Annotated in this window: 22 protein-coding genes; all 22 read left to right on the top strand. The window is 48.4% G+C overall.

Annotation, left to right across the window (positions count from 1 at the left end; all coding sequences use genetic code 11):
• The first annotated feature begins 73 nt into the window (after window positions 1-73).
• The gene (rpoB, locus tag ACG2XO_RS03070; RefSeq protein WP_410500226.1) at window positions 74-4,246 is read left to right on the top strand and encodes a DNA-directed RNA polymerase subunit beta; all 4,173 of its coding nucleotides are present in this window, start codon (window positions 74-76) and stop codon (window positions 4,244-4,246) included.
• Window positions 4,247-4,330: 84 nt separating this feature from the next.
• Window positions 4,331-8,554, top strand: a complete 4,224-nt coding sequence (rpoC, locus tag ACG2XO_RS03065) for a DNA-directed RNA polymerase subunit beta' (protein ID WP_410499354.1) — start codon at window positions 4,331-4,333, stop codon at window positions 8,552-8,554.
• A 184-nt stretch (window positions 8,555-8,738) separates the two neighbouring features.
• A complete protein-coding gene (gene rpsL, locus ACG2XO_RS03060) occupies window positions 8,739-9,113 on the top strand; it encodes a 30S ribosomal protein S12 (RefSeq protein WP_179355219.1) in 375 nt (124 codons plus the stop codon).
• 111 nt (window positions 9,114-9,224) lie between these two features.
• Window positions 9,225-9,695 carry a 30S ribosomal protein S7 gene (gene rpsG / locus ACG2XO_RS03055; protein ID WP_157670999.1) on the top strand — a complete coding sequence of 157 codons (471 nt, stop codon included), beginning with the start codon at window positions 9,225-9,227 and terminating at the stop codon, window positions 9,693-9,695.
• Between the two features lie 27 nt (window positions 9,696-9,722).
• Window positions 9,723-11,819 carry an elongation factor G gene (gene fusA, locus ACG2XO_RS03050; protein ID WP_410499353.1) on the top strand — a complete coding sequence of 699 codons (2,097 nt, stop codon included), beginning with the start codon at window positions 9,723-9,725 and terminating at the stop codon, window positions 11,817-11,819.
• Between the two features lie 18 nt (window positions 11,820-11,837).
• Window positions 11,838-13,028, top strand: coding sequence for an elongation factor Tu (tuf, locus tag ACG2XO_RS03045; RefSeq protein ID WP_410499352.1), 1,191 nt, complete (start codon window positions 11,838-11,840; stop codon window positions 13,026-13,028).
• Between the two features lie 12 nt (window positions 13,029-13,040).
• Entirely contained in the window at window positions 13,041-13,352 is a 312-nt protein-coding gene (gene rpsJ, locus ACG2XO_RS03040; RefSeq protein ID WP_157670844.1) for a 30S ribosomal protein S10, read from the top strand.
• 145 nt (window positions 13,353-13,497) lie between these two features.
• Window positions 13,498-14,142, top strand: coding sequence for a 50S ribosomal protein L3 (gene rplC / locus ACG2XO_RS03035; protein WP_410499351.1), 645 nt, complete (start codon window positions 13,498-13,500; stop codon window positions 14,140-14,142).
• A complete protein-coding gene (gene rplD, locus ACG2XO_RS03030; protein ID WP_410499350.1) occupies window positions 14,142-14,762 on the top strand; it encodes a 50S ribosomal protein L4 in 621 nt (206 codons plus the stop codon). The genes rplC and rplD overlap by 1 nt, the downstream gene beginning before the upstream one ends.
• Window positions 14,762-15,064, top strand: coding sequence for a 50S ribosomal protein L23 (gene rplW / locus ACG2XO_RS03025; RefSeq protein ID WP_218871426.1), 303 nt, complete (start codon window positions 14,762-14,764; stop codon window positions 15,062-15,064). Before rplD ends, rplW begins: the two co-directional genes overlap by 1 nt.
• Window positions 15,065-15,076: 12 nt before the next feature.
• Window positions 15,077-15,910 carry a 50S ribosomal protein L2 gene (gene rplB, locus ACG2XO_RS03020; RefSeq protein WP_410499349.1) on the top strand — a complete coding sequence of 278 codons (834 nt, stop codon included), beginning with the start codon at window positions 15,077-15,079 and terminating at the stop codon, window positions 15,908-15,910.
• Window positions 15,911-15,916: 6 nt separating this feature from the next.
• Entirely contained in the window at window positions 15,917-16,192 is a 276-nt protein-coding gene (gene rpsS, locus ACG2XO_RS03015; RefSeq protein ID WP_157670839.1) for a 30S ribosomal protein S19, read from the top strand.
• Window positions 16,193-16,201: 9 nt separating this feature from the next.
• Window positions 16,202-16,531 carry a 50S ribosomal protein L22 gene (gene rplV / locus ACG2XO_RS03010; RefSeq protein ID WP_157670838.1) on the top strand — a complete coding sequence of 110 codons (330 nt, stop codon included), beginning with the start codon at window positions 16,202-16,204 and terminating at the stop codon, window positions 16,529-16,531.
• Between the two features lie 10 nt (window positions 16,532-16,541).
• Entirely contained in the window at window positions 16,542-17,246 is a 705-nt protein-coding gene (gene rpsC, locus ACG2XO_RS03005) for a 30S ribosomal protein S3 (RefSeq protein ID WP_410499348.1), read from the top strand.
• Window positions 17,230-17,646 carry a 50S ribosomal protein L16 gene (gene rplP / locus ACG2XO_RS03000; protein WP_157670836.1) on the top strand — a complete coding sequence of 139 codons (417 nt, stop codon included), beginning with the start codon at window positions 17,230-17,232 and terminating at the stop codon, window positions 17,644-17,646. The genes rpsC and rplP overlap by 17 nt, the downstream gene beginning before the upstream one ends.
• Entirely contained in the window at window positions 17,646-17,834 is a 189-nt protein-coding gene (gene rpmC, locus ACG2XO_RS02995) for a 50S ribosomal protein L29 (RefSeq protein ID WP_180308790.1), read from the top strand. Before rplP ends, rpmC begins: the two co-directional genes overlap by 1 nt.
• A gap of 1 nt (window position 17,835) precedes the next feature.
• Window positions 17,836-18,099, top strand: a complete 264-nt coding sequence (rpsQ, locus tag ACG2XO_RS02990; protein ID WP_410499346.1) for a 30S ribosomal protein S17 — start codon at window positions 17,836-17,838, stop codon at window positions 18,097-18,099.
• A gap of 197 nt (window positions 18,100-18,296) precedes the next feature.
• On the top strand, window positions 18,297-18,665 hold the full coding sequence (gene rplN / locus ACG2XO_RS02985; RefSeq protein ID WP_157670834.1) for a 50S ribosomal protein L14: 369 nt from the start codon (window positions 18,297-18,299) through the stop codon (window positions 18,663-18,665).
• Between the two features lie 12 nt (window positions 18,666-18,677).
• Window positions 18,678-18,998 carry a 50S ribosomal protein L24 gene (gene rplX / locus ACG2XO_RS02980; protein WP_410499345.1) on the top strand — a complete coding sequence of 107 codons (321 nt, stop codon included), beginning with the start codon at window positions 18,678-18,680 and terminating at the stop codon, window positions 18,996-18,998.
• Window positions 18,999-19,009: 11 nt separating this feature from the next.
• Window positions 19,010-19,549: a 50S ribosomal protein L5 gene (gene rplE / locus ACG2XO_RS02975; protein ID WP_157670832.1), complete on the top strand. Its 540-nt coding sequence runs from the start codon at window positions 19,010-19,012 to the stop codon at window positions 19,547-19,549.
• Between the two features lie 7 nt (window positions 19,550-19,556).
• Complete coding sequence (gene rpsN / locus ACG2XO_RS02970) at window positions 19,557-19,862, top strand: 30S ribosomal protein S14 (protein ID WP_157670831.1); 306 nt, start codon at window positions 19,557-19,559, stop codon at window positions 19,860-19,862.
• Window positions 19,863-19,877: 15 nt separating this feature from the next.
• Window positions 19,878-20,270, top strand: coding sequence for a 30S ribosomal protein S8 (gene rpsH, locus ACG2XO_RS02965; RefSeq protein WP_410499344.1), 393 nt, complete (start codon window positions 19,878-19,880; stop codon window positions 20,268-20,270).
• Window positions 20,271-20,273: the final 3 nt, after the last annotated feature.

The raw sequence follows: 20,273 nt of genomic DNA, 5'->3' as shown, positions 1-20,273 counted from the left end.
CCGCTCACAACTTATTGTTAGCGGGCGTTTTGCGGTTTGTCCATTGCGCCCCACCCATGGAGAGTTTATGAGTATGAAATACTCGTTCACTGAGAAGAAACGTATTCGCAAGAGTTTTGCGAAGCGGGCAAGTGTCCTTGAAGTGCCGTTTCTGTTGGCTACTCAGATCGACTCTTATTCCGAATACCTGCAACTAGGTGTGCCTATCGAGGCGCGCCGTGAAATTGGTTTGCAGGCTGCGTTCAACTCAATTTTCCCGATCGTCTCTCACAATGAATATGCACGTCTTGAATTTGTGCATTACTCATTAGGTGAGCCTGCCTTTGACGTGAAAGAATGTCAGCAACGTGGTATCACGTTCGCTGCGCCTTTGCGTGCCCGTGTTCGTCTGGTAATTATGGATCGCGAATCCTCAAAACCAACGATCAAGGAAGTGAAAGAGCAGGACGTTTACTTCGGTGAAATTCCGTTGATGACACGTAACGGTTCGTTCGTCATTAACGGTACCGAGCGTGTCATCGTGTCTCAGTTGCACCGCTCTCCGGGTGTGTTCTTTGAGCATGACAAGGGTAAAACCCACAGCTCAGGCAAGCTCTTGTTCTCGGCTCGTATTATTCCTTACCGTGGTTCATGGCTGGATTTTGAGTTCGATCCAAAAGATTTGCTGTTCTTCCGTATCGACCGCCGTCGCAAAATGCCAGTATCGATTTTGCTGAAAGCACTGGGGTATACGCCTGAACAGATTCTGGCTGAATTCTTTGACACAGATACCTTCTTCTTGACTGAAGATGGCGTGTTCTGGGAATTGCAGTCTGATCGCTTGCGCGGTGAAGTGGCCAAGTTTGATATCGTCGCTGACGACGGTAAAGTTTTGGCGCAAAAAGACAAGCGTATTACCGCCAAAACCATTCGCGACATTAACAATGCCGGCATGACTCGTGTTCAAGTTCCACTTGATTACACTTATGGCCGCGTATTGGCCAAAGACGTGATCAGCCCAGATACCGGTGAAGTCGTAGCGAAAGCCAACGAAGAAATCACCGAAGACTTGCTGGTTAAGCTGGATGCGAACGAAGTTAAAGAAATTACCACGCTGTATATCAATGACCTTGATCAGGGCGGTTTCATTTCTTCAACGCTGCGCACTGATGATACGCAAGATCAATGGCAAGCCCGCGTAGCGATTTATCGCATGATGCGCCCAGGCGAGCCGCCAACTGAAGATGCAGTTCAAGCTTTGTTTAATGGTCTGTTCTTCTCGGAAGACCGTTACGATTTGTCTGCCGTTGGCCGTATGAAATTTAACAGCCGTGCTTATCCGGATCGTCTGGATGAAAAAGCACCGGGCTGGCAGCGCCGTTTCTACGAGCGCGTTGGTAGCAAAGGCATCACTGGTCCTGGCATCCTGTCGACTGAAGACATCATTGCCGTGATCGGTATCCTGCTCGAGCTGCGCAATAGCCGTGGCGAAGTCGATGACATCGATCACTTGGGTAACCGTCGTGTTCGTTCAGTGGGTGAATTGGCTGAGAACCAATTCCGTGCTGGTCTGGTACGTGTTGAGCGCGCAGTTAAAGAGCGTCTGTCACAAGCTGAATCAGATAATCTGATGCCGCATGACCTGATCAATGCGAAACCGGTGTCGGCTGCGGTCAAAGAGTTCTTTGGCTCGTCGCAATTGTCGCAGTTCATGGATCAAACGAATCCATTATCTGAAATCACGCACAAACGTCGTGTATCAGCCTTGGGTCCTGGTGGTTTGACGCGCGAGCGCGCCGGCTTTGAGGTTCGTGACGTACACCCAACGCATTACGGTCGTGTTTGTCCGATTGAAACGCCGGAAGGTCCAAACATTGGTTTGATTAACTCATTGTCTTGCTATGCACGCACTAACGAGTATGGCTTCCTCGAAACGCCGTACCGCAAAGTGATTGACGGCAAGGTGACGAGCGAAATCGAATACCTCTCTGCGATTCAAGAAGGTAAGTACGTCATTGCCCAGGCGAATGCGCAGACTGATGACGACAATAATTTGATCGATGAATTGGTCACTTGCCGTGAAGCGGGCGAGACGATTGTTGCAACGCCAGATCGCGTTCAGTTCATGGACGTGGCGCCAAGCCAGATCGTTTCGGTTGCTGCCTCATTGATTCCATTCCTTGAGCACGATGACGCCAACCGTGCCTTGATGGGTGCGAATATGCAGCGTCAGGCTGTTCCTTGTCTGCGCGCAGAAAAACCTCTGGTAGGTACTGGTATCGAACGTACTTGCGCGACTGACTCGGGTACCGCAGTCACTGCCTTGCGTGGCGGTGTGGTTGATTACGTCGATGCAACCCGTATCGTTGTTCGTGTGAACAATGATGAGGTGATCGCTGGTGAAGCTGGTGTTGATATCTACAACCTGGTGAAATTTACCCGCTCCAACCAGAACACCAATACCAATCAGCGCCCAATCGTTAAAAAAGGCGACTTGATTGCCAAAGGTGACGTGGTTGCTGACGGCGCGTCCACTGACCTGGGTGAGTTGGCTCTGGGTCAGAATATGACCATCGCCTTCATGCCTTGGAATGGTTATAACTTCGAGGATTCGATTCTGATTTCCGAGAAGGTCATTGCCGATGATCGTTACACTTCGATCCATATCGAAGAATTGAACGTCATGGCGCGTGACACGAAACTGGGCCCTGAAGAAATTACCCGCGATATTTCCAATCTGTCAGAGCGCATGCTCGGTCGTCTGGATGAATCCGGCGTTGTGTATATCGGTGCTGAAGTTGAAGCGGGTGACGTTCTGGTCGGTAAAGTAACGCCAAAAGGCGAAACTCAGCTGACGCCAGAAGAAAAACTGCTGCGCGCGATCTTCGGTGAAAAAGCGTCTGACGTTAAAGATACTTCGTTGCGCGTGCCTTCAGGCATGACCGGTACTGTCATCGACGTTCAAGTATTTACGCGTGAAGGCATTGAGCGCGACAAACGTGCACAAGCGATTATCGACGAACAATTGCGTCGCTACCGTCAGGACTTGAATGACCAGTTGCGCATCGTTGAAGCCGACTTGTTCAAGCGTATTGAAGACATGCTGGTAGGCAAAGTTGCGAATGGCGGCCCTAAAAAGCTGGCTAAAGGCACGGCAGTAACAACCGAATATTTGGCTGATCTGCCAAGCAAGCATGATTGGTTTGATATTCGTTTGTCAGATGAAGAAAGTGCTCGTCAACTGGAAGCCAATAAAGACCTGATCGCCCAGACTAAAGCTGAGTTCGAACTGCGTTTTGAAGACAAAAAACGCAAACTGACGCAGGGTGATGAATTGCCACCTGGCGTGATCAAAATGGTTAAAGTGTACGTTGCCGTTAAACGTCGCTTGCAACCAGGTGACAAGATGGCCGGTCGTCACGGTAACAAGGGTGTGGTTTCGAAGATCTTGCCGGTTGAAGATTTGCCACATATGGCTGATGGCACGACCGTGGATATCGTATTGAATCCACTGGGCGTACCTTCACGTATGAATATTGGTCAGATTCTTGAGGTTCACTTGGGGTGGGCGGCCAAAGGGATTGGCCAGCGCATCGATAAGATGCTGCGTGAACAGCAAAACCTTGCTGAAGTCCGTGCCTATATTGAGAAGCTTTACAATACCAACGGAAAGCCAGAAGACATTGCTTCATTGACTGATGGTGAAGTCCTTGAGTTGGCAAAAGGTTTGAATACGGGTATGACTTTTGCTAGCCCGGTATTTGACGGTGCAAAAGAAAGCGAAATCCGTGAAATGCTCGATTTGGCCTATCCGGATGCCGATCCGCGCACTCAGCAACTGTCGTTCAACTCAAGCAAAACCCAGATGCAACTCTATGATGGTCGCACTGGTGAGCCGTTCGAACGTAAAGTGACTGTCGGTGTGATGCATTACTTGAAACTGCACCACTTGGTGGATGACAAGATGCATGCCCGTTCGACGGGTCCATACTCTCTGGTAACGCAACAGCCATTGGGCGGTAAAGCTCAGTTCGGTGGTCAGCGTTTCGGTGAGATGGAGGTTTGGGCACTTGAAGCTTACGGCGCAGCGTACACCTTGCAAGAGATGTTGACTGTGAAGTCCGACGACGTGAATGGTCGTACCAAAGTATACGAAAACATTGTGAAGGGTGATCACCGCATTGATGCTGGCATGCCAGAATCATTCAATGTATTGGTTAAGGAAATCCGCTCGCTCGGTATCGATATCGATCTGGAAACCTATTGATTGCTGTGAGGTATAGGGCTGCAGGCTAGATTGGATCTGGTCTTGCGGCTAATACCCTGATTGCCCTCACTGGAGAATATTGGAATGAAAGGCTTACTCGAACTCTTCAAGCAAGTCGCACAAGACGAAGAATTTGACGCGATTAAAATCGGGCTCGCATCGCCCGAGAAAATCCGTTCTTGGTCTTTTGGCGAAGTGAAGAAGCCAGAAACCATCAACTATCGTACGTTCAAGCCTGAGCGTGATGGTCTGTTTTGTGCTCGTATTTTTGGCCCAATTAAAGATTACGAATGTTTGTGCGGTAAGTACAAACGTCTGAAACACCGTGGCGTGATTTGTGAAAAATGTGGCGTTGAAGTGACTTTGTCTAAAGTCCGTCGCGAACGCATGGGTCACATCGAGCTGGCTAGCCCGGTTGCGCACATCTGGTTCCTGAAATCACTGCCATCGCGTTTGGGTATGGTATTGGATATCGCATTGCGCGATATCGAACGCGTGCTGTATTTCGAAGCGTTCATCGTGATCGAGCCTGGCATGACGCCGCTGCAACGCGGTCAATTGCTGACTGAAGAAGACTACTTCTCTAAAGTCGAAGAATACGGTGACGAATTTGTCGCGATGATGGGTGCGGAAGCGGTTCGCGAATTGCTCAAGTCGATGGACGTTGATCAAGAGATTAGCCGTCTGCGCTCTGAGCTGGAAAGCACCGGTTCGGAAACCAAGATCAAGAAAATCGCCAAGCGCTTGAAAGTACTGGAAGCGTTCGAGCGTTCAGGTATCAAACCTGAATGGATGATTCTGGAAGTGTTGCCCGTATTGCCGCCAGAGTTGCGCCCATTGGTGCCGCTGGATGGTGGCCGTTTCGCGACTTCAGATTTGAATGATCTGTATCGCCGAGTGATTAACCGTAATAACCGTCTGAAACGTCTGCTGGAATTGCGCGCGCCTGAAATCATCGTGCGTAACGAAAAGCGTATGTTGCAAGAGTCGGTTGACTCATTGCTCGATAACGGCCGTCGCGGTAAGGCGATGACTGGCGCGAACAAGCGTCCGCTGAAATCACTGGCTGACATGATCAAAGGTAAGGGCGGTCGTTTCCGTCAGAACTTGCTGGGTAAACGTGTTGACTACTCAGGTCGTTCGGTAATTACCGTAGGTCCAACTTTGCGTCTGCATCAGTGCGGTTTGCCAAAGCTGATGGCACTCGAATTGTTCAAACCATTTATTTTCCATAAATTGGAAGTGATGGGCTTGGCGACAACGATTAAAGCCGCCAAGAAAATGGTCGAAAGCCAAGAGCCGGTGGTTTGGGATATCTTGGAAGACGTGATTCGCGAGCATCCAGTGCTGCTGAACCGTGCGCCAACGCTGCACCGCTTGGGTATTCAAGCATTTGAACCGACGCTGATCGAAGGTAAAGCGATCCAGCTGCACCCGCTGGTCTGCGCGGCATTCAATGCCGACTTCGACGGTGACCAGATGGCGGTTCACGTTCCATTGTCGCTCGAAGCGCAAATGGAAGCACGTACGCTGATGCTGGCGTCGAATAACGTATTGGCTCCAGCCAACGGCGAGCCAATCATCGTTCCGTCGCAGGATATCGTCTTGGGTCTGTATTACATGACCCGCGAAGCGAAATACGCCAAAGGTGAGCGCCTGAGCGATGATGGTCAACGACTGACTATTTTTGCCGACGTTTCCGAGGCATTGCGCGCTTACGCCAATAAAGATGTAACGCTGCAAACTCGCGTATCTGTTCGTCTGAAAGAATGGTTCAAAAATGAAGCCGGCGAGTGGGAAAGCAAGCTGGTACGTCGTGATACGACGGTTGGCCGTGCGATTCTGTCGGAAATCCTGCCAAAAGGTCTGGACTTCTCGCACATCGACAAGTCATTGAAGAAAAAAGAAATCGGTAAGCTGATCAATGCTTCATTCCGTCGTTGCGGTTTGAAAGATACGGTCGTGTTTGCTGACCAATTGATGTACACCGGTTTCTCGTATTCAACGCGCGGCGGTATCTCGATTTGCGTTGATGATATGTTGGTTCCAGCCAAGAAAGTCGAATTGCTGGCGGCTGCACAATCTGAAGTTAAAGAAATCGAGCAACAGTACAGCTCGGGTCTGGTGACTCAGGGTGAGCGCTACAATAAGGTTGTCGATATCTGGGGTCGTGCCGGTGACCAAATCGCCAAGGCGATGATGGATCAGCTGGGTAAAGAGCCTGTGACTGATGCGAATGGCAAGCAGGACGAGCAAGAGTCGTTCAACTCGATTTACATGATGGCTGACTCAGGCGCCCGTGGCTCTGCGGCTCAGATTCGTCAGCTGGCAGGTATGCGTGGTCTGATGGCTAAGCCGGATGGCTCGATTATCGAGATGCCGATTACAACCAACTTCCGTGAAGGTTTGACGGTACTGCAGTACTTCATTTCAACACACGGTGCACGTAAAGGTCTGGCCGATACGGCACTGAAGACAGCGAACTCGGGTTATCTGACCCGTCGTCTGGTCGATGTAACGCAAGATCTGGTTGTGATCGAAGATGATTGTGGCACGAAAAATGGCGTGGCGATGAAAGCTGTTGTTCAAGGCGGTGACGTTGTTGAAGCCTTGCGTGAGCGTATCTTGGGTCGCGTCGTGGTGAAAGACGTGGTTGATCCATCATCACAAGAAACACTGTTCGAAGCTGGCTACCTGCTCAATGAAGACGCCGTTGATGAAATCGAATTGCGTGGTGTTGATGAAGTGGTGGTACGCACGCCGCTGTCATGTGAAACCCGCTATGGTCTGTGTGCCAAGTGTTACGGCCGCGATCTAGGTCGTGGTCACTTGGTGAATAGTGGTGAAGCGGTGGGTGTTATCGCTGCTCAGTCGATCGGTGAGCCTGGTACTCAGTTGACGATGCGTACGTTCCACATCGGTGGTGCGGCATCGCGAGCTGCGGCAGCGAATCAAGTTGAGGCTAAATCAAACGGTAATATCGCGTACAGCTCTAATATGCGTTATGTCACCAATGCCAAAGGGGAGCCTGTCGTTATTGCTCGTTCGGCTGAAGTGTTGGTTCTGGATGATAATGGTCGCGAACGTGAGACGCACAAAGTTCCATACGGCGCAACACTGACTGTGAAAGATGGCGATGTCATTAAAGCTGGCGCAGTATTGGGTACTTGGGATCCTCACTCGCGTCCAATCATCACTGAATATGCAGGTACAGTGAAGTTTGAGAACGTTGAAGAAGGTATGACCGTTGTTAAACAGGTGGATGATGTAACCGGCCTGTCTACACTGGTGGTTATTGCTTCTAAAGCGAAGGTCACTTCAAGCAAAGGCTTGCGCCCATTGGTGAAATTGATCGACGAATTTGGCAATGAAATGAAATTGGCTGGTACAGATACTCCGGTTACCATTTCGTTCCAAGTTGGCTCAATTATTACGGTAAAAGACGGTCAGCAAGTTGGTGTGGGTGATGTATTGGCTCGTATTCCACAAGAATCAGCTAAGACTCGCGATATTACCGGTGGTCTGCCACGCGTTGCTGAACTGTTTGAAGCTCGCTCGCCAAAAGATGCCGGTATGTTGGCTGAGGTAACTGGTACAGCTAGCTTTGGTAAAGATACCAAAGGTAAGCAGCGTCTCGTGTTGACAGACCTTGAGGGCGTGGCACATGAATATCTGATTTCAAAAGATAAGCATGTGATGGTGCACGATGGTCAAGTAGTCAACCGCGGTGAAACCATCGTCGACGGCCCGATTGATCCGCACGATATCTTGCGTCTGCAAGGTATTGAAGCCTTGGCACGTTATATCGTGCATGAAGTGCAAGAGGTTTATCGCTTGCAGGGTGTGAAGATCAATGACAAGCACATTGAAGTGATTGTTCGCCAGATGTTGCGTCGTGTAGTGATTTCGGATTCGGGCGATTCTGAGTTCATCTTGGGTGAGCAAGTAGAGCGGGCAGAAGTGTTGATTGCTAATGACCGTTTGGCTGCAGAAGGCAAAGAACTGGCTAAGTACGACAATATTTTGCTGGGTATCACTAAGGCATCATTGTCGACCGATTCATTTATTTCTGCCGCGTCCTTCCAGGAAACGACACGTGTTCTGACCGAAGCTGCGATCATGGGTAAAGTTGATGATCTTCGCGGTTTGAAAGAAAATGTGATTGTAGGTCGCTTGATTCCTGCTGGTACCGGTTTGGCGTACCATAAAAATCGGAAGCATTTGCAAAGCAAAATTGAAACATTAATGCCGTTTGCAGAGGCGGCCGCAGAAGTTATCGCCGAGTCGTCAGGTGAGATAGCCGAGTAAAACTCCAATGCAAACCGATTTAACTATCGGTTTGCATTGACTCTGTGATGATGAATTCCTTATAATTCAAAGTCTTTTGCTGCGAGGGCGATAAATTTTGCCTCTCGCAGTGTTTCCATTGTGGAAACAATTACCCCTGCTTGTTATTCAGGCTGGGTTTTTTCAACGCGGTAGGATGTAAACAATGCCAACTATCAACCAACTCGTCCGTAAAGGTCGTGTTGCGGAAACATTCAAAAGCAAAGTGCCAGCTCTTGAAGCGTGCCCGCAAAAACGTGGTGTATGTACTCGTGTATATACAACTACTCCTAAAAAACCAAACTCTGCCTTGCGTAAAGTTTGTAAAGTTCGCTTGACTAACGGTTTCGAAGTAATTTCGTACATCGGTGGTGAAGGTCATAACCTGCAAGAGCACAGTGTTGTGTTGTTGCGCGGCGGTCGTGTTAAGGATTTGCCAGGTGTTCGCTATCACTGCGTTCGCGGCTCTCTTGACTTGGCTGGCGTTAAGAATCGTAAGCAATCTCGCTCTAAGTACGGTGCTAAGCGTCCTAAGGCGTAATTGGTGCAGTCTGTGCGGCAGCGCAGAGCAAAAGCTGTCAAGTAAGTGGCCGTCCCTTTGGGCGTCCCAGGGGTGAGTCCCCAACTGAATGTCACATTAAGGAAGTAAATTATGCCAAGACGCAGAGAAGTACCGAAACGCGACGTCTTGCCGGATCCAAAATTCGGTAGCACAGAACTCGCAAAATTCATGAACGTGGTTATGCTTGACGGCAAAAAAGCTGTTGCAGAGCGTATCGTTTATGGTGCATTGGCTCAGATCGAGAAAAAGACTGGCAAAGATGCTGTAGAAATTTTCAACACCGCAATTGGCAATGTTAAGCCAGCTGTTGAGGTTAAAAGCCGCCGTGTCGGTGGTGCCAACTACCAGGTACCAGTAGAAGTGCGTCCTAGCCGTCGTCTGGCATTGGCGATGCGTTGGGTCCGTGAAGCGGCTCGTAAACGTGGTGAAAAATCGATGGACCTGCGTCTGGCTGGCGAGCTTCTGGATGCTGCTGAAGGTCGTGGCGGCGCGATGAAAAAACGCGATGAAGTACATCGTATGGCTGATGCAAACAAAGCGTTTGCTCACTTCCGTTTCTAATTGCGTATTCCTAATAAGGATTGAGCCGTGGCACGTAAGACCCCTATTGAGCGCTACCGTAATATCGGTATTTCAGCTCACATTGATGCAGGTAAGACTACTACGACTGAGCGTATCCTGTTCTACACCGGTGTAAACCATAAGATCGGTGAGGTTCATGATGGTGCAGCCACCATGGACTGGATGGAGCAAGAGCAAGAGCGTGGTATTACCATTACTTCTGCTGCAACAACTACATACTGGAAAGGTATGGGTATGCAGTTTCAGGAGCACTTGGTAAATATTATTGATACCCCAGGGCACGTTGACTTCACGATTGAAGTTGAGCGTTCTATGCGTGTTTTGGATGGTGCTTGTATGGTTTATTGTGCTGTGGGCGGTGTTCAGCCACAGTCAGAAACTGTATGGCGTCAGGCTAATAAATACAATGTTCCGCGCCTAGCGTTTGTGAATAAGATGGACCGTTCTGGTGCCAACTTCTTCCGTGCTGTGGAGCAGATGAAAATTCGCTTGAAAGCAAACCCTGTGCCTGTTGTTGTGCCTATCGGTGCAGAAGACAAGTTTGAGGGTGTTGTTGACCTGCTCAAAATGAAGGCGATTATCTGGGATGATGCATCCCAAGGTATGAAGTTTGAGTATGGCGATATTCCGGCTGATTTAGTCTCTGTTGCTCAAGAGTGGCGTGAAAAGATGGTTGAAACTGCTGCTGAGGCCAGTGAAGACCTGATGAATAAGTATCTCGAAACTGGCGAATTGTCGGAAGAAGAGATTATTGCTGCTTTGCGTACACGGACTTTGGCTTGTGAAATCCAGCCTGTATTGTGCGGCTCTGCGTTCAAGAATAAAGGTGTTCAGCGTATGCTGGACGCGGTAATTGAGTTCTTGCCGTCGCCGCTTGATATTGATGATGTGAAAGGTGTTGATGATCGTGAGCAAGAGGCGACTCGCCCAGCTTCTGATTCTGCGCCATTCTCGGCTCTGGCATTCAAATTGATGAATGACCCGTATGTTGGTCAGCTGACATTCTTCCGCGTTTATTCGGGTGTGTTGAATTCAGGTGATTCGGTTCTTAACTCGGTTAAGGACAAAAAAGAGCGTATCGGTCGTATCGTTCAAATGCATGCGAATGATCGTAAAGAGATCGAAGAAGTTCGTGCTGGTGATATTGCTGCTGCGATCGGCTTGAAAGATGTGACAACTGGTGAGACTTTGTGTGATCCGGCTAATCCAATTATCTTGGAGCGCATGGTATTCCCAGAGCCGGTAATTCACGTAGCTGTTGAGCCAAAAACTAAAGCTGACCAAGAAAAAATGGGCTTGGCTTTGGGTCGCTTGGCTAAAGAAGATCCTTCTTTCCGTGTACGTACCGACGAAGAGACTGGCCAGACAATTATGTCGGGTATGGGTGAGTTGCACCTCGAGATCTTGGTTGATCGTATGAAGCGCGAGTTTGGTGTTGAGGCGAATGTAGGTGCTCCTCAAGTTGCCTATCGCGAAACGATTACTCAAATCGCGGCGGATGTGCAAGGTAAGCATGCTAAGCAGTCAGGTGGTAAGGGGCAGTACGGTGATTGTACGATTACCATTGAGCCGGCTGGTGAAGGTAATGGCTATAGCTTCGTTGATGAGATCAAGGGTGGTGTAATTCCTCGTGAATTCATTCCTTCGGTTGATAAGGGTATTCAAAATACGCTGAAATCAGGTGTGTTGGCTGGTTTCCCTGTGGTTGACGTTAAGGTTCGTTTGACGTTTGGTTCTTACCACGACGTTGACTCTTCGCAAATTGCGTTTGAGTTGGCTGGTTCGTTGGCATTTAAAGAAGCTATGCGTCGTGCGGGTCCAGTGATTCTCGAGCCAATGATGGCTGTTGAGATCGAGACGCCAGAAGACTACATGGGCGACATCATGGGTGATATTTCGTCTCGTCGCGGTATTTTGCAAGGTATGGATGATAATCCTGCTGGTGGCAAGATGGTCAAGGCCGAAGTTCCATTGTCTGAGATGTTTGGCTACTCGACTACTTTGCGCTCTATGTCGCAGGGTCGTGCAACATACTCGATGGAATTTAAGCATTACTCAATCGCGCCTAAGCATATTGCTGACGCAATCATGGCTAAGAAATAATTTTAAGGATATTTAAGAATGGCTAAAGAAAAGTTTACGCGGACCAAGCCGCACGTTAACGTGGGTACAATCGGTCACGTTGACCATGGTAAAACCACCCTGACTGCAGCGATCACGACAATCTTGTCTCGCAAATTCGGTGGCGAAGCTAAAGATTACTCACAAATCGACAGTGCTCCAGAAGAAAAAGCGCGTGGTATTACTATTAATACCGCGCACGTTGAATACGAAACAGAGACTCGTCACTACGCTCACGTAGACTGTCCAGGTCACGCGGATTATGTGAAAAACATGATTACCGGTGCGGCTCAGATGGATGGCGCGATTTTGGTGGTTTCTGCTGCTGATGGTCCTATGCCACAAACTCGCGAGCACATCTTGTTGTCTCGTCAGGTTGGTGTTCCATACATCATCGTGTTCATGAACAAAGCTGACCTGGTTGACGACGCTGAGTTGTTGGAACTGGTTGAGATGGAAGTTCGTGATCTGTTGTCTAAATATGACTTCCCAGGCGATGACACTCCAATCATTACTGGTTCTGCACGTGCAGCACTGGAAGGTGATCAGGGCGAATACGGCGAGCCAGCAATTTTCCGCTTGGCTGAAGCGCTGGATACCTACATTCCTCTGCCAGAGCGCGCAGTTGACGGTACTTTCCTGATGCCAGTTGAGGACGTATTCTCAATCTCTGGTCGTGGTACTGTAGTAACGGGTCGTGTAGAGCGCGGTATTGTTAAGGTTGGTGAAGAGATCGAGATCGTTGGTATTGTGCCAACAGTTAAGACAACTTGTACTGGCGTTGAGATGTTCCGTAAATTGCTGGACCAAGGTCAAGCGGGTGACAACATTGGTGCGTTGTTGCGTGGTACTAAGCGTGAAGACGTTCAGCGTGGTCAAGTATTGGCTAAGCCGGGCTCAATCACGCCGCACACTAAATTCACATCAGAAATCTACGTTTTGTCAAAAGAAGAGGGTGGTCGTCATACACCATTCTTCAGTAACTACCGTCCACAGTTCTACTTCCGTACTACGGACGTGACTGGTGCGATCAGCTTGCCGGAAGGTACTGAGATGGTGATGCCTGGCGATAACGTATCAATCACGGTAACTCTGATTGCACCAATCGCGATGGAGCAAGGCCTGCGCTTTGCGATTCGTGAGGGTGGTCGTACGGTCGGTGCTGGTGTTGTTGCTAAAGTCATCGAATAATAGGAATTTAAAATGCAAAACCAAAAAATCCGTATCCGTTTGAAGGCTTTTGACTACTCATTGATCGATCGTTCGGCTCAAGAAATTGTCGAAACTGCAAAACGTACAGGTGCGGTTGTTAAGGGTCCTGTGCCATTGCCAACCAAAATTGAGCGCTTTGACATTTTGCGTTCGCCGCACGTGTATAAAACTTCGCGAGATCAGTTTGAAATCCGTACTCATTTGCGCATGATGGATATTGTTGATCCAACCGACAAAACTGTTGATGCTTTGATGAAGCTAGATCTGCCTGCCGGTGTTGATGTTGAAATTAAGCTGAACTAATTTTTTTTGCAGGCTAAGTGCTTGCGGCTAAAAGAAATTATGTGTTAGTATCGCGGACTTGCCATTTCTTAATGGCAAGTCCGTTTTATTTTTTTAATGGTCATAGCCAGTCAATCGTAACTGGCCCTTGATAAAGGGAATAACTATGAGCTTAGGTCTTGTAGGTCGCAAAGTCGGCATGACTCGCGTCTTCGCGGAGGATGGTTTGTCTATCCCCGTGACGGTGCTTGATATGGCCGCAAATCGCGTCACGCAAATCAAAACGCAGGAAGTGGATGGCTACTCGGCTGTTCAAGTTACTTTCGGCGAAAAGAAAGCTGGTCGCGTAAATAAAGCAGAAGCGGGTCATTTTGCTGCTGCAGGTGTTGAAGCTGGTGAGGCTCTTGTTGAGTTCCGCTTGTCTGCTGAAAAAATCGCTGGTCTGAAGGCTGGTGATGCACTTTCTGTTGAATTGTTTAGTGTTGGTCAGATTGTTGACGTAACTGGTACAACCCAGGGTAAGGGTTGGGCTGGTGTTATCAAGCGCCATCACTTTAGTTCTAATCGTGCTTCTCACGGTAACTCGGTTTCACATCGCTCTGCTGGTTCTATCGGTATGGCGCAAGATCCGGGTCGCGTATTTCCTGGTAAGCGCATGGCAGGCCAGCATGGTAATGCTAAGCGTACTGTACAGAACCTTGAAATCGTGCGCGTTGATGCTGAGCGTCAATTGCTGTTGGTTAAAGGTGGCGTGCCAGGTTCTAAGGGCAATCAAGTTATCGTTCGTCCGGGCGTGAAGGTGGGTGCGTAATGGAACTTAAGTCTGTTAATCTCAAAGGCGAAGCTCAAGCAGCTGTAGCTGGTTCGGATTCTTTGTTTGGTCGTGAATTTAACGAAGCACTCGTGCACCAAGTCGTTACTGCTTACTTCGCTAATGCGCGTAGTGGTAATCGCGCTCAAAAAGACCGTACTGATGTAAAACACACCACGAAAAAACCTTGGCGTCAAAAAGGGACTGGCCGTGCGCGCGCTGGTATGTCTTCTTCGCCTTTGTGGCGTGGTGGTGGTAAAACATTCCCAAATAGCCCTGACGAAAACTTCTCTCAGAAAGTTAACCGCAAAATGTACCGTGCTGGTATTGCGACTATTCTGTCGCAATTGGTGCGCGAAGATCGTTTGTTGGTGGTTGATTCTTTTGTTCTTGAGGCGCCAAAAACCAAAGCATTTGCCCAGAAATTGGCTGAAATGCAGTTGGATAACGTGCTGATTGTGACGAAAGAGTTGGATGAGAATCTGTATCTTGCTTCGCGCAATTTGCCGCACGTTCTCGTGCTTGAGCCAGCGCAAGCCGATCCAGTTAGCTTGGTGCGTTTCAAGAAAGTGGTCTTGACTCGTGAGGCTCTTCAGGCATTTGAGGAGATGTTCGCATGATCAAATTCGCAGAAAATCGCCTGCTGCAAGTGATTTTGGCGCCTGTTGTGTCTGAAAAAAGCACAATGCTGGCTGAAAAATCGGAGCAGGTTGTATTTCGCGTATCTACTGATGCTACTAAAGCTGAAATCAAGGCTGCGGTTGAACTTTTGTTCAAAGTAAAAGTAGATGCTGTAACAACAATTAACGTGAAGGGTAAGTCTAAACGTTTCGGCCGCACCGCTGGTCGTCGTAAAGACTGGAAGAAAGCCTACGTTAGCTTGGTTGCCGGTCAGGAAATTGACTTGGCTTCTGCGCAATAAGGAGACTGAGAAATGGCTTTGGTTAAAGTAAAACCGACATCACCAGGTCGCCGCGCGGTTGTTAAAGTTGTTAGCCCTGACCTCCATAAAGGTGCGCCTTACGCGCCTTTGTTGGTGAAAAAGTCTAAGACTGGCGGCCGTAACAATAATGGTCATATCACTACTCGTCATATCGGTGGTGGTCACAAGCAGCATTACCGTCTGATCGACTTCCGTCGTAACAAAGACGGTATCGTGGCTAAAGTTGAGCGCCTTGAGTATGACCCAAACCGTACTGCAAACATTGCTCTGCTTTGTTACGCTGACGGTGAGCGCAGCTATATTATTGCGCCAAAAGGTCTGACGGCTGGTATGACTGTTGTGTCTGGTTCAGATGCGCCAATCAAAGTGGGTAACACTTTGCCTATCCGCAATATTCCAGTGGGTTCAACAATCCACTGTATCGAGTTGCAGCCAGGTAAGGGTGCTCAAATCGCTCGTTCGGCGGGTACAAGTGTTCAGTTGCTGGCTCGTGAAGGTGCTTACGCTCAGTTGCGTTTGCGTTCAGGCGAGATCCGGAAGGTGCACGTAGATTGCCGTGCAACGATCGGTGAAGTTGGTAACGGCGAGCATAGCTTGCGTTCGTACGGTAAGGCCGGTGCTAAGCGTTGGTTGGGTATTCGTCCAACGGTTCGTGGTACTGCAATGAACCCTGTTGATCACCCACATGGTGGTGGTGAAGGTCGTACAGGCGAAGGTCGCGTGCCAGTTAGTCCGTGGGGTCAACCTACTAAGGGCTATCGCACTCGCCGTAACAAGCGCACGAACAATATGATTGTACGTCGTCGCTTCGCGAACAAGGGGTAATGCAACATGGCACGTTCCGTGAAAAAAGGTCCTTTCGTTGACCTGCACTTGCTGAAGAAAGTTGAAACAACACGTGCTAACAACGATAAGCGTCCAGTGAAAACTTGGTCGCGTCGTTCTACTATCTTGCCAGATTTTGTTGGCTTGACTATTGCTGTGCATAACGGCAAACAGCACATTCCTGTGTACGTGAATGAAAACATGGTTGGCCATAAGTTGGGTGAGTTTGCTCTGACCCGTACTTTTAAAGGTCATGCCGCGGACAAAAAATCCAAGCGATAAGGTGAAGAAATGCAAGTATCTGCTGTACTAAGCAACACTCGCCTCTCAGCTCAAAAAGCGCGTCTTGTCGCAGACCTCGTTCGTGGCAAGCCCGTAGAGCAGGCGCTGAATATTCTGGCCTTCTGCCCTAAAAAGGGTGCTGTTTTGATTAAGAAGGTTCTTGAGTCGGCTATTGCCAATGCCGAGCACAATGAAGGTGCCGATATCGACACTCTCAAAGTGAAAACGATTTATGTGGACAAAGGCCCTTCTCTGAAACGTTTTTCTGCGCGCGCTAAAGGCCGTGGTAATCGTATCGAGAAGCAAACTTGCCACATTACTCTCACTGTTGGCGATTAAGGAGCGACTCATGGGTCAGAAAATTCATCCAACAGGTTTTCGTTTACCTGTAACTAAGAATTGGTCGTCACGCTGGTACGCTAATAGCACCAACTTTGCCAAGATGTTGAATGAAGACATTGAGGTTCGTGAGTTTTTGAAGAAAAAACTTGCAGGTGCTGCTGTTAGCCGCGTTGTTATTGAGCGCCCAGCTAAAAACGCTAAAGTTACTATCTACTCAGCCCGTCCAGGCGTTGTGATTGGTAAAAAAGGCGAAGATATTGAGCAGTTGAAAGCTCAACTGCAAAAAATCTTGAACGTACCTGTTCATGTAAATATCGAAGAAGTTCGCAAGCCAGAAATTGATGCTCAGATTATCGCTGATAGCATTACTTCTCAGCTTGAGAAGCGTGTGATGTTCCGTCGTGCCATGAAGCGTGCTATGCAAAATGCTATGCGTCTTGGTGCTCAAGGTATCAAGATCATGTCTTCAGGTCGTTTGAATGGTATCGAAATTGCGCGTACTGAATGGTATCGTGAAGGCCGTGTGCCGTTGCATACCCTGCGTGCTGATATCGATTACGCGACTTCAGAAGCCAAGACTACCTACGGTATCATCGGTGTAAAAGTTTGGGTTTATAAAGGCGATGTGAAGCCAGGTGAAAAATCTGCTGCTGAGCCTGTAGAAACTCAGAAGAAACCACGTAAGGGGCCACGCAATGCTGCAGCCAACTAGACTTAAATTCCGTAAGGTCCAAAAGGGCCGCAATACCGGTATCGCTACTCGCGGTAACACCGTTGCATTCGGCGAATTCGGTCTGAAGGCAACTAGCCGTGGTCGTTTGACTGCTCGCCAGATCGAATCTGCTCGTCGTGCAATTACTCGCTACATCAAGCGTGGCGGTCGTGTTTGGATTCGTGTATTTCCTGATAAGCCAATTTCGACTAAGCCGGCCGAGGTTCGTATGGGTGGGGGTAAGGGTTCTCCTGACTACTACGTAGCTGAAATTCAGCCTGGTAAAGTTTTGTATGAATTGAATGGTGTATCAGCAGAGATTGCTCGTGAGGCCTTCCGTTTGGCTTCTGCTAAGCTGCCTTTTGCTGTAACCATGGTTTCTCGCCAAGTGGGGCAATGATGAAAGCGACTGAACTGCAACAGAAATCCGTTGAAGAGCTGAAAAGCGAATTGACGGCGCTGCTGAAAGCCAAGTTTAGCCTTCGCATGCAGCATGCGACCGGCCAATTGGCAAATACCAGCGAACTCAAGCGTGTGCGTAAAGATATTGCGCGTGTTCTTACCGTTCTCACTCAGAAGGCTGCCTAATATGAGCGAAGCTAAACTCAAGCGTACGCTGACTGGTCGGGTGGTTAGCAATAAGATGGATAAGACCGTTACTGTTTTGGTTGAGCGTTTGGTTAAACATCCGCTTTACGGCAAAATGGTACGTCAATCTAAAAAATACCATGCTCATGATGAATCTAATCAATACACCGAAGGTGATGTTGTAACGATTGAAGAGTGTCGTCCGTTGTCTAAGACCAAATCTTGGGCGGTGACGGGGTTGGTAGAAAAAGCTCGAGTTATTTAATTATTAAATAACGTAATGTGCTTGCGCGGGCATTCTATCTTGTGTAGAATGCCCGTTTTCCTTGCGTGTCATGCCCTTGTGGTGTGGTGCGCTGTTTTCCCATCGGGATCCAAAACTGGCCACTCTTGGCTCGGTTCATCCGGGCACCTGGTTGAACCAGGCTAATTTAGGTGGATTAAGTTGGAGGTTTGTTCTAAATGATTCAAATGCAATCAAAGCTAGAGGTTGCTGATAACACTGGTGCACGTTCAGTTATGTGTATCAAAGTGTTGGGTGGCTCTAAGCGTCGTTATGCATCGGTTGGTGACATCATTAAGGTGAGCATCAAGGATGCGGCTCCACGCGGTCGCGTGAAGAAGGGTGACGTATACAATGCCGTAGTTGTTCGTACAGCTAAAGGTGTTCGCCGTGCAGACGGTGCGTTGATTAAATTCGACGGTAATGCTGCTGTTCTTCTTAATGCAAAACTTGAGCCAATTGGCACTCGCATCTTCGGACCAGTGACGCGTGAATTGCGTACTGAGCGCTTTATGAAGATTGTGTCACTTGCGCCAGAAGTTTTATAAGAGGAATCCAGTATGAATAAGATTCGCAAAGGCGATGAGGTTGTAGTTCTCACTGGCAAAGATAAGGGTAAGCGCGGAACTGTTGTTCGTGCACTGCCTGCATCTGATCGTGTTGTTGTTGAAGGCGTTAATGTTGTTAAGAAACATCAGAAGCCTAATCCAATGCGTGGTGTGCAAGGTGGTATCGTTGAACTGACTATGCCAGTTCACGTATCTAATGTTGCTATTTTCAATGCTTCGACTGGTAAGGCGGATCGTGTTGGCTTCAAGACTCTTGAAGACGGCAAAAAAGTTCGTGTTTTCAAGTCTAGCGGCGAAGTAGTTGGCGGCTAAGGGGAAATACAATGGCTCGTTTTCAAGAAGTATATGAAAGCAAGATCGTTCCTGAATTGGTAAAACAATTTGGCTACAAATCTGCGATGCAAGTGCCACGTATTGAGAAAATTACGATCAATATGGGTGTTGGCGAAGCGGTTGCAGATAAAAAAGTGATGGAATTTGCTGTTGGTGATATGCAAAAAATTGCAGGTCAGAAGCCAGTGGTAACGAAATCTAAAAAGTCTATCGCAGGCTTCAAAATTCGTGATGGTTATCCTGTTGGTTGCAAGGTGACTTTGCGTCGTGAGCGCATGTACGAATTCTTGGATCGTTTGGTGACGATTGCACTTCCGCGTGTGCGTGACTTCCGTGGTGTTGGTGGTAAATCTTTTGATGGCCGTGGCAACTTCAACATGGGTGTTAAAGAGCAGATTATCTTCCCGGAAATTGAGTACGATAAGATTGATGCGCTGCGTGGCATGAATATTACCATTACGACTACGGCTAAGACTGATGAGGAAGCGCGCGCTTTGCTCGCTGCCTTTAAGTTCCCGTTCAAGAATTGAGGCGATCATGGCAAAACTTGCACTGATTAATCGTGAAGCTAAACGTGTTGCTGCAGTTGCTAAATATGCTGCAAAACGCGAAAAGCTGTTGGTTATTATTAATGACCAAAATGCGAGTGAGGAAGATCAATTCCAAGCTCGTTTGAAACTCCAGCAATTGCCACGTAATTCATCTCCTGTTCGTTTGCATAATCGTTGCAAATTAACTGGTCGTTCACGTGGTGTTTACCGTAAGTTTGGTCTTGGCCGTAGCAAGTTGCGCGATCTCGCTTTCAAAGGCGAAATCCCGGGTCTTGTTAAAGCAAGCTGGTAATAGGAGAGAAATAACATGGCAATGCATGATCCTATCGCCGATATGCTGACTCGTATTCGTAATGCGCAGCGTGCTGATAAAGCTTCGGTAGTGATGCCATCTTCAAAATTGAAGGTTGCAATCGCAAAAGTGTTGCACGAAGAAGGTTATGTTGAATCGTTCTTGGTTAGTGGTGAAGTTAAGCCAGTTCTGACGATTGAACTGAAATACTATGCTGGTCGCCCAGTTATTGAGCGTCTTGACCGTATTTCAAAGCCAGGTTTGCGTGATTATCGCGCGACTGGTGACATCCCAAGTGTGATGAATGGTCTTGGCGTGGCAATTTTGTCCACTTCCAAGGGTGTGATGACCGACCGCAAAGCGCGCGCCAATGGTATTGGTGGCGAGTTGCTGTGCATCGTCGCTTGATGA

This window comes from Chitinibacter sp. S2-10 (assembly GCF_046530675.1).
Taxonomy (GTDB): domain Bacteria; phylum Pseudomonadota; class Gammaproteobacteria; order Burkholderiales; family Chitinibacteraceae; genus Chitinibacter.
The sequence above is the reverse complement of the archived record's forward strand: the minus strand, read 5'-3'. Positions and strand labels throughout refer to the sequence as shown.